We start from the raw sequence: 13,065 nt of genomic DNA on the forward strand, positions 1-13,065 counted from the left end.
ATGGCCGAAGCCTACATCGTCGAAGCCGTCCGCACCGCAGGCGGGCGCCGTAACGGCAAGCTCGCGGGATGGCACCCTGCCGACATGGCGGGCGAAGTGCTGAACGCGCTGGTGGACCGCGCCGGGCTGGACCCGGCGGTGGTCGAGGACGTCATCCTCGGCTGCGTGACCCAGGCGGGCGAACAGGCCTTCGCCTTCGCGCGCAATGCGGTGCTGGCCTCGAAGCTGCCGGTCAGCGTGCCCGCTGTCACCATCGACCGGCAATGCGGCTCCTCCCAGCAGTCGGTGCAGTTCGCTGCGCAGGCGGTGATGTCCGGCATGCAGGACGTGGTGATCGCGGCGGGGGCGGAGAGTATGACGCGCGTGCCGATGTTCTCCAACACCGCCTACCACGCGAAGGAAGGCGTCGGCGTCGGCCCGTTCAGCCCGCGTATCCAGCAGCGCTTCGGCGTGGAGAGCTTCAGCCAGTTCGGCGGGGCGGAGATGATCGCCGCCAAGTACGGCTTCGACCGCGAGACGCTCGACCGCTTCGCGCTGGAAAGCCACCGCCGCGCCGCCGCCGCCACCAAGGCAGGCGCGTTCGAGCGCGAGATCGTGCCGCTCGATGTGGACGGCGTGCCCCACGTCACGGACGAGGGCATCCGCTACGACGCGACGCTGGACAGCATCGGTTCGGTCAGGCTGCTGCAGGAGGGCGGGGTGATCTCCGCCGCCAACGCCAGCCAGATCTGCGACGGCGCCTCGGGCGCGCTGGTGGTGTCGGAGCGGGCGCTCAAGGACTACGGCCTTACCCCGATCGCGCGGATCGTGGACATGGTGGTGACGGCGGGCGATCCGGTCATCATGCTGGAGGAACCGATCCCGGCGACGCAAAAGGCGCTCAAGCGCGCCGGACTGCGGATCGAGGATATCGACCTCTACGAAGTGAACGAGGCTTTCGCACCGGTGCCGCTGGCCTGGCTCAAGGCGCTGGGCGGCGATCCTGACAAGCTCAACGTCAACGGCGGCGCCATCGCGCTCGGCCATCCGCTGGGCGCCAGCGGCACCAAGCTGATGGCCACGCTCGTCCATGCCCTGAAGGCGCGCGGCAAGCGCTATGGCCTGCAGACCATGTGCGAAGGCGGCGGCATCGCCAACGTCACCATCCTGGAGGCGCTGTAATGACCTTGCGCACGCGCTTCACCGACCTCGTCGGCATCGAGCATCCGATCGTTCAGGGCGGGATGATGTGGGTGGGCCGCGCCGAACTGGCGGCGGCGGTCTCCAACGCGGGCGGCCTCGGCATCCTCACTGCGCTGACCCAGCCCACGCCTGATGACCTGCGCCGCGAGATCGACCGCTGCCGGGCCCTGACCGACAAGCCCTTCGGCGTGAACCTGACGATCCTGCCCTCGGTTTCGCCGCCGCCTTATGCCGAATACCGTAAGGCCATCATCGACAGCGGCGTCACCATCGTCGAAACCGCAGGCCACCGCCCGCAGGAGCATGTCGAGGACTTCAAGGCCCACGGGATTACCGTGATCCACAAGTGCACGGCCGTCCGCCACGCCCTGTCGGCCGAGCGGATGGGCGTGGACGCGATCTCGATCGACGGCTTCGAGTGCGCGGGCCATCCGGGCGAGGACGATATCCCAGGCCTCATCCTGATCCCGGCGGCGGCGGACACGCTGACGATCCCGATGATCGCGAGCGGAGGCTTCGGTGACGGGCGCGGCCTCGCCGCCGCGCTGGCGCTGGGTGCGGACGGTATCAACATGGGCACCCGCTTCTGCGCCACGGTGGAAGCGCCGATCCACGAGCGGGTGAAGCGGTTCATCGTCGACAACGACGAGCGCGGCACCAACCTGATCTTCCGCAAGTTCCACAATACCGGCCGCGTCGCGAAGAACAGCGTGTCCGACCGGGTGGTGGAGATTTCCGCCCGCGACGGTGCGGTGTTCGAGGATATCCGCCCGCTGGTATCAGGCGCGAAGGGCCGCACGGCGCTGGAGACGGGCGACATCGACGCCGGGCTCGTCTGGGCCGGGCAAGTGCAGGGGCTGATCCACGACATTCCGACATGCGCCGAACTGGTCGGCCGGATCGTGCGCGATGCGCAAGAGATCATCGTCTCGCGGCTGGCGGGCATGGTCGCGGAGAAGGTGACGGCATGAGCGAACTCGTCACCGTCACGCGCGAAGGGCCGCTGACGATCATCACTATCAACCGGCCTGAGGCGAGCAACGCCCTGAACGCCGACGCGCAAGTCGCGATGGACGCGGCCTTCGGTGCCTTCGCGGCGGACGACGAGCAGTGGGTCGCCATCGTCACCGGTGCGGGGCCGAAGGCGTTCTGTGCCGGGCATGACCTCAAGCAGCAGGCGGCTGGCGGGGAACTGGTGTCACCGCCCAACGGCTTCGGCGGCCTGACCGGGCGCAAAGGGCTGACCAAGCCGGTGATCGCCGCCGTCAACGGCGTGGCGATGGGCGGCGGCTTCGAACTGGCGCTGGCCTGCGACATCGTGGTGGCGGCGGCCCATGCGGCTTTCGCGCTGCCAGAGGTCCGCGTCGGACTGGCGGCGTTGGGCGGCGGAATCCAGATCTTGCCGCAAGTGGTCGGCGCCAAGCACGCGATGGGCATGCTGCTGACCGGACGGCGCGTCTCGGCGCAGGAGGGGCATGCGCTGGGCTTCATCAACGAAGCGACCGAAGGCGACGTGCTTGAGGCTGCGCGGCGCTGGGCGGAGCTGATCCTTGGCGGCAGTCCGATGGCGGTGCGCGCCACCAAAGAAGCGGTCGGGCGCGGCCTGTCCACGCCGTACGACCAGGCTTTCGCCGAGCAGTGGAGCTACCCTGCGATGCAGGCGATGCTGGCCTCCGAGGACTACGTCGAAGGCCCGCGCGCCTTCGCCGAGAAGCGCGGGCCGGAGTGGAAGGGGCGCTGATCCCCTTTAACGGTGGTGTCAATCCGCCGCGGTGTAAGGCCCACCCCGTTCAGCTAGTTCGCTGCGCTCCCAAGCCTTCCAGCCCTCCCGCAAGCGGGAGGGCTGATGCGGCGCCCCCCTCCCGCGAGCGGGAGGGGGAGCGAGACTTAGGCCGCAGGCCTTAGTCGCAGCGGGGTGGGCCTTGCGCTATGCCAGAAGCGCAGGCGGGACTACTCCGCAGCCTCCAGCTTCGCGCAGCCCTTCGGCATGCGCTGGGCTTCAACTTGCGCGGGCGTCAGTTCGATCGCCATCGGCTTGAGGCCGAGCCGTGCAAACATCGCCAGATCGTTGTCGTCGCCCGCGTTGGGCGCGGTCAGCAGCTTGTCGCCGGTGAAGATCGAGTTCGCGCCGGCCATGAAGCACATCGCCTGCGTCATCTCCGACATCGATTCGCGGCCGGCAGAGAGGCGAACCATCGAGCCCGGCATGGTGATGCGCGCGACCGCCACGGTGCGCACGAACTCCACGTCGTCGATATTGGCGAGCGGTGTGTCGGCCAGCATGTCACCCAGCACGGTGCCCTTCACCGGCACCAGCGCGTTCACCGGCACCGACTGCGGGTGCTCCGGCAAGGTGGCGAGCGTGTGGACGAAGCCCACGCGATCGGCGCGGGTCTCGCCCATGCCGACGATGCCGCCCGAGCACACGTTGATCCCCGCCATGCGCACGTTCGACAGCGTATCGAGGCGGTCTTCCATCGTGCGCGTGGTGATGACCTGATCGTAGCGTTCAGGGCTCGTGTCGATGTTGTGGTTGTAGTAGTCGAGGCCCGCGTCGCTCAGCATGTCGGCCTGATCGGGCGTCAGCATGCCCAGCGTCATGCAGGTTTCCATGCCCATCGCGCGCACGCCCTTCACCATCTCGATGATGGCGGGCATGTCACGGTCCTTGGGGTTGCGCCAGGCCGCGCCCATGCAGAAGCGGGTGGAGCCCTGATCCGCCGCCTGCGCCGCGCGCTGGAGCACGGCCTGCACCTCCATCAGCTTGGTCGCCTTGACGCCGCTGTTGGCGGACACCGACTGCGAGCAATAGCCGCAATCCTCCACGCAGCCGCCGGTCTTGATCGAGAGCAGCGTGGAAAGCTGCACTTCGTCCGCCTTGTGGCTGGCGCGGTGAACTTCGGCGGCGCGGAAGACCAGTTCGGTGAACGGCAGGTCGAATAGCGCCGCGATTTCCTCGCGGGTCCAGTCAGTACGAGGGGTGGTGGAGAACGGCGATCCCTGCGGCATTTCTGGTACTCTCCCGATGTGTCCGGCCGTCAACGGCAAATTCTATCGATCAAAATCGTCGGACGATATTGACAGACCACGAAGCTGTAGTCCACAAGGTTCGCAACAAAGACAAGGGCAGGGGATGATGACCGACTACGTTCGCTTGCTGGAGGCCAACAACGCTATCCAGACCATAGGTGATGATACCTATTGGCTCTGTGTGACGCGCACCGTGCAGGAATCGAAGCTGTTTCCCGTGCCGTCGTACATGCTGCTTTCGTACCTCTGCTGCTTCTACCGTTACCCGGAATTGCTGCGGAAGGTGGAGGCGGTGATGCCGGCCGAGGAAGTGGGCGACCGCTCGCGCCTGATCGGCGGCAAGCTGGGCAACCTGCCGGGCTGGGCGCTCCCCACCTTCTACCTGCTGGGCCGCGAGATCCTCATCAACTTCGGTATGCTCGCGCCCGAGGATGCGGCGGAGGACGTGGCCTATGTCATGGACTTCTGGCGCCGCTTCAAGCTGGCGCAGCAGCGCGAGGACGGGCACCTCAACGCCCGCGAATTCGGCCAGCGCGTGCAGCACTTGCCCGAACGCCGGGTGCAGCGCTTCCACTCCGAACTGCTGCCTTGCAAGCCCGGCGACCGGCTCGGTCATGCGGCGCAGGCGTTCCTCGCCACGGTGTCGCAGTACGGCTTCCTCGTCTCGTGCGAGAGCCGCTGTGCGCTCAACAATTCCGGGCCCTATCGCCTTGCCGAAGACCGCGAGATGATCATCCGCGACTTCTCCGATCTGGCAGAGGGCGACTATCCCTGGCTCGACGGCGTGGCGGGCGACATCCCCTTCAGCAACCTGACGGTGACGATGGAGGCCACAGGCTGCCAGTTCTACCTGATGGACGACTGGGGCAGCTTCGAATCCCGCCCCGAATTCACCGCCGACAAGCTGACCGGCGTGGGCCTCTATACATCCGATGCGCTGTCGGGCGGCTACATCCCGGTCGGCATGGGTTCGGCCGAGGAACTGGCCGCCACTTTCGAGGATCTGACTGACCGCATCCGCAAGGCCACCGTCGAACTGTGGAAGCGCACGGCCACCTGGTCGCGCGACGAGATGATGGATGCGGGCGCGCTCGTCTACTTCTCGCTCATCAAGGAGATCGCGCATATCGCGGGCGTTTACGACGTGAACGACTGGATGACGATCGACCCGCGCGCGGACCGGTTCCGCAGCCTGTTCAACGACGAGTTCGGCCGCGATTTCCTGGGCGAGATGGTGGGCCTCGTCTCGCTGCCGAGCCAGCAGCTCAATCGCTATGCGATGATGCAGCATAACAACAACCCGGTGCGCTACATCTCGCAGATCCCCTATTCGGTGCTGCAGCGAGAAGGTACGGGCGGCAAGCTGGCACCGATCGGGCCGGGCGTCTCGCACCTGCCGCCCAAGCAGGACCTTTACACCACCACCGCCGGACGCCTGCCGCTGGCCGAGTACAACGCCCGGGCAAGGGCGCTGCAACCCGCGCAGATGGCGCCCGAGTATCGTTTCATCTGCGACACCACGGCCAAATTCCACCCCGACGATGCACAGGTTCAGGCGCTCTACCGGCTTGAACAGGAAGGCTCGCCGCTGGCGGGCCGGGGCGTGGGCCTCAGCCGTGACGATGTCGAAGCCATTCGGAGTGCGCGCGCATGAGCGGCAAAGACCCTGACGAAACCTCGCTGCCCGAACTGGAACTGCTGATCGCCGAGTTCAAGCAGTCGGGCCTGCGCGAACTGCACGCCCGCTGCGGCGAACTGGAGGTCTATCTCTCGCAGGATGCGGATGCCTCCGGGCTTGATGCCCCGCGTGTCTCGGTCGCTGCGCCGGTTGCCAGCGCTGCACCTGCCTCCAAGGCCGCGCCTGCAGCTGCCGTGGCGGCACCGGCGGGAGCGCCTGCGGTGCCGGACGGCGCGGTCGTCGTGACGGCGCCTTACCTTGGCACCTTCTACCGCGCGCCCAAGCCCGGTGCGCCTAACTATGTCGAGGTGGGCGGGCGTGTTTCCGCCGAAACCGAGGTCTGTCTGGTGGAGGTGATGAAGCTGTTCACCGCCGTGCGCGCAGGGGCCGCTGGCACCGTTCTGGAAGTGCTCGCCAGCGATGGCGATCTGGTTTCGGCCGGGCAGCCGCTTTTCGTGATCCGGCCGGAATAGCGCCATGGCCCTGTCCCGCCTCTTCATCGCCAACCGGGGGGAAATCGCCCTTCGCGTGCTTCGCGCCGCGCAAGGGCTGAACCTGGAAACCGTGATCGGCGTCTCCGATGCCGACCGTGACAGCGTGACCGCAAGGCTGGCCGACCGAGCGCTGGTGCTCGGCCCCGGACCTGCGGCGAAAAGCTATCTCGACGCGAAACTGGTGGTGCAGGCCGCCAAGGCCAGCGGGTGTGACGCGCTCCATCCCGGATACGGCTTCCTGTCCGAACGCGCCGAACTGGCACGGCTCTGCAAGGAGCACGGCATCACTTTCGTCGGCCCCGAAGCGGACATGATCGAAGCGCTGGGCGACAAATTGCGCGCGCGAGAGATGGCCGCTGCCGCAGGCGTACCGCTGGTGCCCGGCAGCGGCGAGATCGCCTCGGCAGCCGATGCCCGCCGGATCGCAGGCGACATCGGCTATCCCGTGCTGCTGAAAGCGGCGGCGGGCGGCGGCGGGCGCGGCATGGTCATCGTCAACGGCCCGTCCGAAGTCGAAGCCGGATACCACCGCGCGAGCGCGGAGGCGCTGGCCGCTTTCAACGACGGCACCCTGTTCATGGAGCGTTTCGTGCCCGAGGCGCGCCACGTCGAAGTCCAGCTCATGGGCGACGGGCAGGGCGAAGTGATCCACTTCGGCGAGCGCGACTGCTCGGTCCAGCGCCGCTATCAGAAGGTGGTCGAGGAAGCGCCCTGTGTAGCGATGCCGGACGCTTTGCGCGCGCAGCTGCACGAGGCGGCGGTGAACCTTGCGAAAAGCGTCAACTACCGCAACGCGGGGACGTGCGAGTTCCTCTACGACGTGATGCGCGAGGAGATCTACTTCATCGAGGTCAACGCCCGCATCCAGGTGGAGCACCCGGTCAGCGAGATGGTGACGGGTCGCGATCTGGTGCAGGAACAGTTGCGCGTTGCGGCGGGCAAGGGCCTTTCGGTGCGCCAGCAGGATGTCGTGCTCACCGGCCACGCCATCGAATGCCGCATCAATGCCGAGGACACCGCGCGCGATTTCGTGCCGGTGCCCGGCACCGTCACCCGCTGGCGCCCGCCCGAGGGCGAGGGCATCCGCCTCGACAGCCACATGCGTGAAGGCGCAAGCATCCCGCCATTCTACGACAGCATGATCGGCAAGCTGATCGTCCACGCCGACACCCGCGACGCCGCGATCGACCGCATGATCGGCGCGCTCGACGCCTTCGAGGTCGAAGGCGTGCCCACGACCATCCCGCTCCACCGCGAGATTCTTCGCGACGAGCACTTCCGGTCGAACACCATTCACACCCGCTGGCTGGAACAGGACCTGTTCACCGCGCAGCGCATGGCAGCGGAGTAATCCCCATGGCGCATATCCAGTTCCTCGACGAAACCCTGCGCGACGGCCAGCAGAGCCTGTGGGGCATGCGCATGCAGGCGGGCATGGCCCTGCCGGTGGCGCCGCTGATCGACAGGACCGGCTATCAGATCATCAGCCTGGCCGGTTCCTCGCTGTTCGAAGTGCTGATCCGGCATTGCCAGGAAGACCCCTGGGCGGGCCTCGACCTGCTGGTGAAGGCGATGCCGGACACGCCCCTGCGCGCCGGGTGCCGCTCCAACGGGTCGGTGACTTTCGGCTTCACGCCCGATGCGCTGATGGACATTTGGGTGGATCGCCTCTGCGCCCACGGCATCCGCAGCTTCTGGCTCTACGATGTGTTGTTCAACATCGACAAGATGCACCGTCTCGCCCGCATCGCCAAGCGGCACCAGTGCCAGGTGGCGGGCACGATGTTGTTCACGCTCTCCCCGGTCCACGACGATGCCTATTACGCGGACAAGGCGGACAAGCTTTCGGCGCTGGACGAGGTGGACAGCCTGCTGCTCTACGACACCGGCGGCGTGCTCGATCGAGACCGGATTTCCACGCTGGTCCCTGCGATCAAGGCCAAGGCGCGCGGCAAGCCGATCGAGATGCATGCCAACAACATGCTCGGCCAGTCGGCCAAGTCCTATATCGACGCGATCGAGTTCGGGGTGACGACGATCCACACCGCCGTGCGCCCGATGGCCAACGGTCCCTCGATCCCCTCGGTCGAGATCATGGCCCGCAATGTCGAGATGCTGGGCCACACCCACAACCTCGACACGTCGCTGTTCAAGCCGGTGGCCGATCACTTCGAGAAGGTCGGCAAAGCGGCCGGGTTCCTGGTGAACCAGCATTTCGAGTACGACGTCACTTCGCTCAAGCACCAGATCCCGGGCGGCATGATGGGCACCCTGCGCGCACAGCTGGTACAGCAGAACATGCTGGATCGCCTGCCCGACGTGCTGGAGGAAGTCGCGCGCGTGCGCCGCGAACTGGGCTATCCCGGCATGGCGACGCCGTTCGCGCAGCTGGTCGGCACGCTGGCGGTGCTCAACATCGTGACGGGCAAGCGCTACTCGGTGGTGCCGGACGAAGTGATCCAGTACGCAGCCGGTTTCTATGGCGAGCCCGTCGCGCCGATCGACGCCGATGTGCTGGACCGCATCCTGTCGAAACCGCGCGCCAAGGAAATCCTCGCCAGCCCGCCCGAACAGCCCGACCGCGAGGAACTGCATCGCCGCCACGGCACCGGCGGGGATGACGACGAACTGCTTCTGCGCGCGCTAGTGCCGTCCGCCGACATCGACCGCATGCGCCTTTCGGGAGCGCCGCGCCGGGACTATCCGACGCTGTCCTCGCCCGAACTGGATCAGGTGGCCCGGCTGATGAAGGTGGCGAACCTGCCGCTGGTGCAGCTGCGCTCCAGCCAGCTCGAACTCTCGATGCGGCAGTAGAGCAGTCGAGCCGACTGCGTCGGCCAAACTGCTCTACGTTTTTGTTTTACGCGTTTTCCGAGTCATCAGGCCATTTGACCTGATTAGAAAACGCTTTGGCGGGGACTTTTCGCGCGGATGCGGATGATCGACTTCTTCGACCGCGGCGCGCGCATGGGCGCCGACCAAGCCTGCATGATCGAGGGCGAGCGCGTCAGCACGTATGGCGAGGTCAAGGCGCGCAGCGATGCCATCGCCCGCGCTCTGATCGCCGACGGCTTTCCGGCGGGCGGCCACGCGGCGGTGCTGAGCGGCAACAGCGTCCGCGCTTTCGAGGCGATCCTGGGCATCCTGCGCGCCGACGGCGTCTGGGTGATGGCCAACAACCGCGCCTCGCTGGACGAGAACGCCTATCTGCTCGACCTGCTCGATGTGGACACGCTTTTCGTCCATTCCGAAGTGGCGGACCGGGTCGCGCATTTCCGCGAGGCCTGCCCCAACATCCGCCGCTTCGTCGCGCTCAATCGCGCGTTTGCGGAGGCCGACCGCTTTCTTGGCGACATGCTGGTGGAGAGCGACGAACCCGTGCCCCAGCGCCGTTCGGGCGCGGCGGAGGAGCTGGGCTTCCTCGCCAATACCGGCGGCACCACCGGACGCTCCAAGGGGGTGATGCTGTCGAACGGCAACTGGCAGGCGCTGGTGTCCAGCCTCGTCGCCTCGATGCCGATGAAGCGTCCGCCGGTGAACCTCGTTGCCGCGCCGATGACGCATGCGGCGGGGCCGCTCGCGCTTGCCAGCATGGCGCTGGGCGGGACGGTGGTGGTGCTGCCGCGCTTCGATGCGGCCGAAGTGGTAGCGGCTATCGCGCGCCACCGCGTCACCTACATGTTCCTGCCCCCGACCGCGATCTACATGCTGCTGGCGGAGCCGTCCGCGCAGACCGCCGATTTCTCCAGCCTCGAATATATCTCCTACGCCGGGGCGCCGATGTCGCTCGACCGGCTGAAGGAGGCCATCGCGCTTTTCGGCCCGGTGATGAACGCCAGCTTCGGCCAGACCGAGGCGCCGATGTGCGTTACCGCCATGCCGCCGCACGAACATCTCGACGATGCCGGCAACCTCGCGCATCCCGGCTCCTGCGGGCGCGCGAACCTGCTGTCCATCGTCGAGATCATGGATGACGACGGTCGCATCCTCGGCCCCGGAGAGCGTGGCGAGATCGTCGTGCGCGGGCCGCTGGTGATGCAGGGCTACTACAAGAACCCTCAGGCGACCGCCGAAGTCTCCGCCCATGGCTGGCACCATACCGGAGACATTGGTGTGCGTGACGAGCAGGGCTGGTTCTACGTGGTGGACCGCAAGAAGGACATGATCATCTCGGGCGGCTTCAACGTCTACCCCGCCGAAGTGGAGCAGGCGCTGATGGCCGATCCGCAAGTGCAGGACTGCGCCGTGATCGGCGTCCCCGACGACAAGTGGGGCGAGGCCGTCGTCGCCATCGTCGAACCGCGCGGCGGCTGCACCATCGATCTTGAGAGGCTGCTGGCGGAAGCACGCGAGCGGCTCGGCCCGGTCAAGACGCCCAAGCGGGTGGAAGTGATGGCCGCGCTGCCGCGCTCCAACGCGGGCAAGGTGCTGCGCGCCGAACTGCGCAAGCGCCACTGGCAGCCGGTGGGAAGGACGATCTGATGCGCGATGTGGTGATCCTCGGCGTCGGCATGACGCCCTTTGGCCGTCATCTGGACAAGAGCCACGAACAGCTCACGCAAGCCGCGGTGCGTCTGGCGCTGGAGGATGCCGGGCTGGACGGCGCGGCGATCGACATGGCGGTCTATGCCAACGTCATTCAGGGCTTCTTCGCGGGCGAAATGTCCATCCCCGGCGAGTATGCGCTGCGCCCGCTCGGCATTTCCGGCGTGCGCGGGTTCCATGTCGAACAGGCCTGCGCCAGTTCCACGGTTGGCCTGCACCTCGCGGTAGACTACGTGAAGGCGGGCCTTGCCGAAGTGGCGCTCGTCGTCGGTGTGGAGAAGCTCTACAGCGACGATCGCGCCAAGCGCTTCGCCGTGTTCCAGCAGCCGCGCGACATGGTGGAGGCGGCCGCCTATATCGAGCGCATTCGCGATCTCCTCGCCCCCGTCCCGGCGGACAAGGTCGCGGCCAGTCCCAACGTGCTGATGGAAGCCTATGCCGCGCAGGCGCGCCTTCACATGGGCACTTACGGATCGACGCAGGCTCAGATCGCGGCGGTGGCGGCGAAGGATCACTGGCATTCGCAGTTCAACCCGCTGGCGCAGTACCGCGAGGCGATGAGCGTCGAGGAAATCCTCGCCGCGCCGCAAGTCGCCTGGCCGCTGACCAACCCGATGTGCGCGCCCATCAGCGACGGCGCGGCGGCGGCGATCGTCTGCTCGGCGGATTTCGCCAAGCGCTTCTCGGGCAGGCCGATCTGCGTGCTGGCGGCGGAAAACCGCACCGGCAGCGACCGCGCGCCGGACGACTATGCGAACCACGTCACCCGCAAGGTCGCGGCGCTGGCTTACGAGCGCGCCGGGATCGGCCCGCAGGACGTCGATCTCGCCGAAGTCCACGACGCCAGTTCGATCGGCGAGATGATCCAGACCGAAGCGCTCGGCCTGTGTGCACCGGGCGAGGCCGGGCGCGCCGCCGAGCGCGGGGAGACGGCATTGGGCGGCCGCGTTCCGGTGAACGTCTCGGGCGGGCTGGTGTCGAAGGGGCATCCGCTGGCGGCGACGGGGCTGGGGCAGATCCACGAACTCGTCACGCAACTGCGCGGGCAGGCTGGCAAGCGACAGGTCGAAGGCGCGCGCGTGGCCGTGGCGGAGAACTCGGGAGGGTTCTACGGTGTCGAGGATGGCATGTCGGCTGTGACGATCCTCGCGCGGGATTGAGCGATACCTCCGTCATTGCGAGCGTAGCGAAGCAATCCAGACCAGCTTAAGCCGCTCTGGATTGCTTCGCTACGCTCGCAATGACGAATGGGGAAGAGAACACACGAAGTTCCAACCCTGCCATCGTCATTGTGAGGCCCGTAGGGCCGCAGCAATCCAGGGCGTCGTAATACTGCCCGGACCGCCGCGTTCCCCTCACCCAAACAGCGCCTCCAGCCCCGCCTTGGCCGCATGCGCCGTCATGTCGAGCTGCATCGGCGTGATCGAAATCTCCCGGTCCAGCATCGCCTGCAGGTCGTTGCCCGGCGCATGGCCGCCCGCCGGAAGGGCGATCTTCACCCAGTAATACGGGAAGTGCCGCGCATCGACCCGCCGCTCCGGGATGAACGCGCCCGGCGGCCGCTGCCCTTGCGTGGTCACGCGCATGCCGGTCACTTCGTCGGCCGGGCATTCCGGGAAGTTGACGTTCACGAACAGCCCCGGCTTCCAGTCGAAGCGCAGCAGCTTCTCGATCACGTCCCCGGCGAAACGCTCGGCATTGTCCCAGGGCACCGCGTTCGGCGGGCGGAAGCACTGGCTGAGCGCGATCGCCGGAATGCCCAGCAAGGCCCCCTCCATCGCTGCCGCTGCCGTGCCGGAATAGGTAATGTCCTCGGCCAGATTCGGGCCGCGATTGATGCCCGAGATCAGGATGTCTGGCCGCTTGCCCTCGATCAGTTCGTAGATCGCCAGAAGCGCGCAGTCGGTCGGCGTGCCCTTCACCGCGAAGTGTCGCTCGTCGCGCTGCTTCACGCGAATCGGCAGCGTGGTCGAGAACGAGTGCCCCGCGCCCGAACGCTCGTCGTCCGGCGCCACGACCCATACGTCGTCGGTGAACCGGCGCACGATCTTTTCCAGCAGCACAAGGCCGGGCGCGTCGATGCCGTCGTCGTTGACGAGCAATACGCGCGGTGGGGTTCCAGTCATCCATATCCTC

The 13,065-nt window shown here is 67.0% G+C and carries 11 protein-coding genes; 9 read left to right on the forward strand and 2 right to left on the reverse strand.

Features of this window, described 5'->3' with window-relative positions:
- The 3 genes from BES08_RS23020 to BES08_RS23030 are packed head-to-tail and all read left to right on the forward strand — an operon-like array spanning position 1 to position 2,923.
- Positions 1 to 1,161 carry an acetyl-CoA C-acetyltransferase gene (locus BES08_RS23020; protein ID WP_036528336.1) on the forward strand — a complete coding sequence of 387 codons (1,161 nt, stop codon included), beginning with the start codon at positions 1 to 3 and terminating at the stop codon, positions 1,159 to 1,161.
- A complete protein-coding gene (locus BES08_RS23025; RefSeq protein WP_036528334.1) occupies positions 1,161 to 2,153 on the forward strand; it encodes an NAD(P)H-dependent flavin oxidoreductase in 993 nt (330 codons plus the stop codon). The genes BES08_RS23020 and BES08_RS23025 overlap by 1 nt, the downstream gene beginning before the upstream one ends.
- Positions 2,150 to 2,923: an enoyl-CoA hydratase-related protein gene (locus BES08_RS23030; protein WP_036528332.1), complete on the forward strand. Its 774-nt coding sequence runs from the start codon at positions 2,150 to 2,152 to the stop codon at positions 2,921 to 2,923. The genes BES08_RS23025 and BES08_RS23030 overlap by 4 nt, the downstream gene beginning before the upstream one ends.
- A gap of 209 nt (positions 2,924 to 3,132) precedes the next feature.
- On the opposite strand, the gene bioB is transcribed toward BES08_RS23030, so the two are convergent.
- The gene (gene bioB, locus BES08_RS23035) at positions 3,133 to 4,191 is read right to left on the reverse strand and encodes a biotin synthase BioB (protein ID WP_036530109.1); all 1,059 of its coding nucleotides are present in this window, start codon (positions 4,189 to 4,191) and stop codon (positions 3,133 to 3,135) included.
- Between the two features lie 127 nt (positions 4,192 to 4,318).
- On the opposite strand from bioB, the gene BES08_RS23040 reads away from it, so the two are divergent.
- The 6 genes from BES08_RS23040 (at position 4,319) to BES08_RS23065 (ending at position 12,089) form a co-directional block, all read left to right on the forward strand.
- Positions 4,319 to 5,866, forward strand: a complete 1,548-nt coding sequence (locus tag BES08_RS23040) for a hypothetical protein (protein ID WP_202902899.1) — start codon at positions 4,319 to 4,321, stop codon at positions 5,864 to 5,866.
- Positions 5,863 to 6,363, forward strand: a complete 501-nt coding sequence (locus BES08_RS23045; protein ID WP_036530117.1) for an acetyl-CoA carboxylase biotin carboxyl carrier protein — start codon at positions 5,863 to 5,865, stop codon at positions 6,361 to 6,363. The genes BES08_RS23040 and BES08_RS23045 overlap by 4 nt, the downstream gene beginning before the upstream one ends.
- 4 nt (positions 6,364 to 6,367) lie before the next feature.
- Positions 6,368 to 7,735 carry an acetyl-CoA carboxylase biotin carboxylase subunit gene (locus tag BES08_RS23050; protein WP_036530120.1) on the forward strand — a complete coding sequence of 456 codons (1,368 nt, stop codon included), beginning with the start codon at positions 6,368 to 6,370 and terminating at the stop codon, positions 7,733 to 7,735.
- Positions 7,736 to 7,740: 5 nt separating this feature from the next.
- Entirely contained in the window at positions 7,741 to 9,198 is a 1,458-nt protein-coding gene (locus tag BES08_RS23055; RefSeq protein ID WP_036530123.1) for a pyruvate carboxylase, read from the forward strand.
- 117 nt (positions 9,199 to 9,315) lie between these two features.
- On the forward strand, positions 9,316 to 10,866 hold the full coding sequence (locus BES08_RS23060; RefSeq protein WP_036530125.1) for a class I adenylate-forming enzyme family protein: 1,551 nt from the start codon (positions 9,316 to 9,318) through the stop codon (positions 10,864 to 10,866).
- Positions 10,866 to 12,089 (forward strand): thiolase family protein, encoded by a 1,224-nt coding sequence (locus tag BES08_RS23065; protein WP_036530131.1) that lies wholly within the window; start codon positions 10,866 to 10,868, stop codon positions 12,087 to 12,089. The genes BES08_RS23060 and BES08_RS23065 overlap by 1 nt, the downstream gene beginning before the upstream one ends.
- A 195-nt stretch (positions 12,090 to 12,284) precedes the next feature.
- Here the strand turns inward: BES08_RS23065 and surE are convergent, their stop codons facing one another.
- Positions 12,285 to 13,055: a 5'/3'-nucleotidase SurE gene (gene surE / locus BES08_RS23070; protein WP_036530133.1), complete on the reverse strand. Its 771-nt coding sequence runs from the start codon at positions 13,053 to 13,055 to the stop codon at positions 12,285 to 12,287.
- Positions 13,056 to 13,065: the final 10 nt, after the last annotated feature.

The organism is Novosphingobium resinovorum, from assembly GCF_001742225.1.
Classification (GTDB): Bacteria; Pseudomonadota; Alphaproteobacteria; order Sphingomonadales; family Sphingomonadaceae; genus Novosphingobium; species Novosphingobium resinovorum_A.

Bases quoted from the DNA above. Each gene is read 5' to 3' on its own strand.
- BES08_RS23020 (WP_036528336.1), top strand. From the start codon at position 1: ATGGCCGAAGCCTACATCGTCGAAGCCGTCCGCACCGCAGGCGGGCGC.
- BES08_RS23025 (WP_036528334.1), top strand. From the start codon at position 1,161: ATGACCTTGCGCACGCGCTTCACCGACCTCGTCGGCATCGAGCATCCG.
- BES08_RS23030 (WP_036528332.1), top strand. From the start codon at position 2,150: ATGAGCGAACTCGTCACCGTCACGCGCGAAGGGCCGCTGACGATCATC.
- bioB (WP_036530109.1), bottom strand. From the start codon at position 4,191: ATGCCGCAGGGATCGCCGTTCTCCACCACCCCTCGTACTGACTGGACC.
- BES08_RS23040 (WP_202902899.1), top strand. From the start codon at position 4,319: ATGACCGACTACGTTCGCTTGCTGGAGGCCAACAACGCTATCCAGACC.
- BES08_RS23045 (WP_036530117.1), top strand. From the start codon at position 5,863: ATGAGCGGCAAAGACCCTGACGAAACCTCGCTGCCCGAACTGGAACTG.
- BES08_RS23050 (WP_036530120.1), top strand. From the start codon at position 6,368: ATGGCCCTGTCCCGCCTCTTCATCGCCAACCGGGGGGAAATCGCCCTT.
- BES08_RS23055 (WP_036530123.1), top strand. From the start codon at position 7,741: ATGGCGCATATCCAGTTCCTCGACGAAACCCTGCGCGACGGCCAGCAG.
- BES08_RS23060 (WP_036530125.1), top strand. From the start codon at position 9,316: ATGCGGATGATCGACTTCTTCGACCGCGGCGCGCGCATGGGCGCCGAC.
- BES08_RS23065 (WP_036530131.1), top strand. From the start codon at position 10,866: ATGCGCGATGTGGTGATCCTCGGCGTCGGCATGACGCCCTTTGGCCGT.
- surE (WP_036530133.1), bottom strand. From the start codon at position 13,055: ATGACTGGAACCCCACCGCGCGTATTGCTCGTCAACGACGACGGCATC.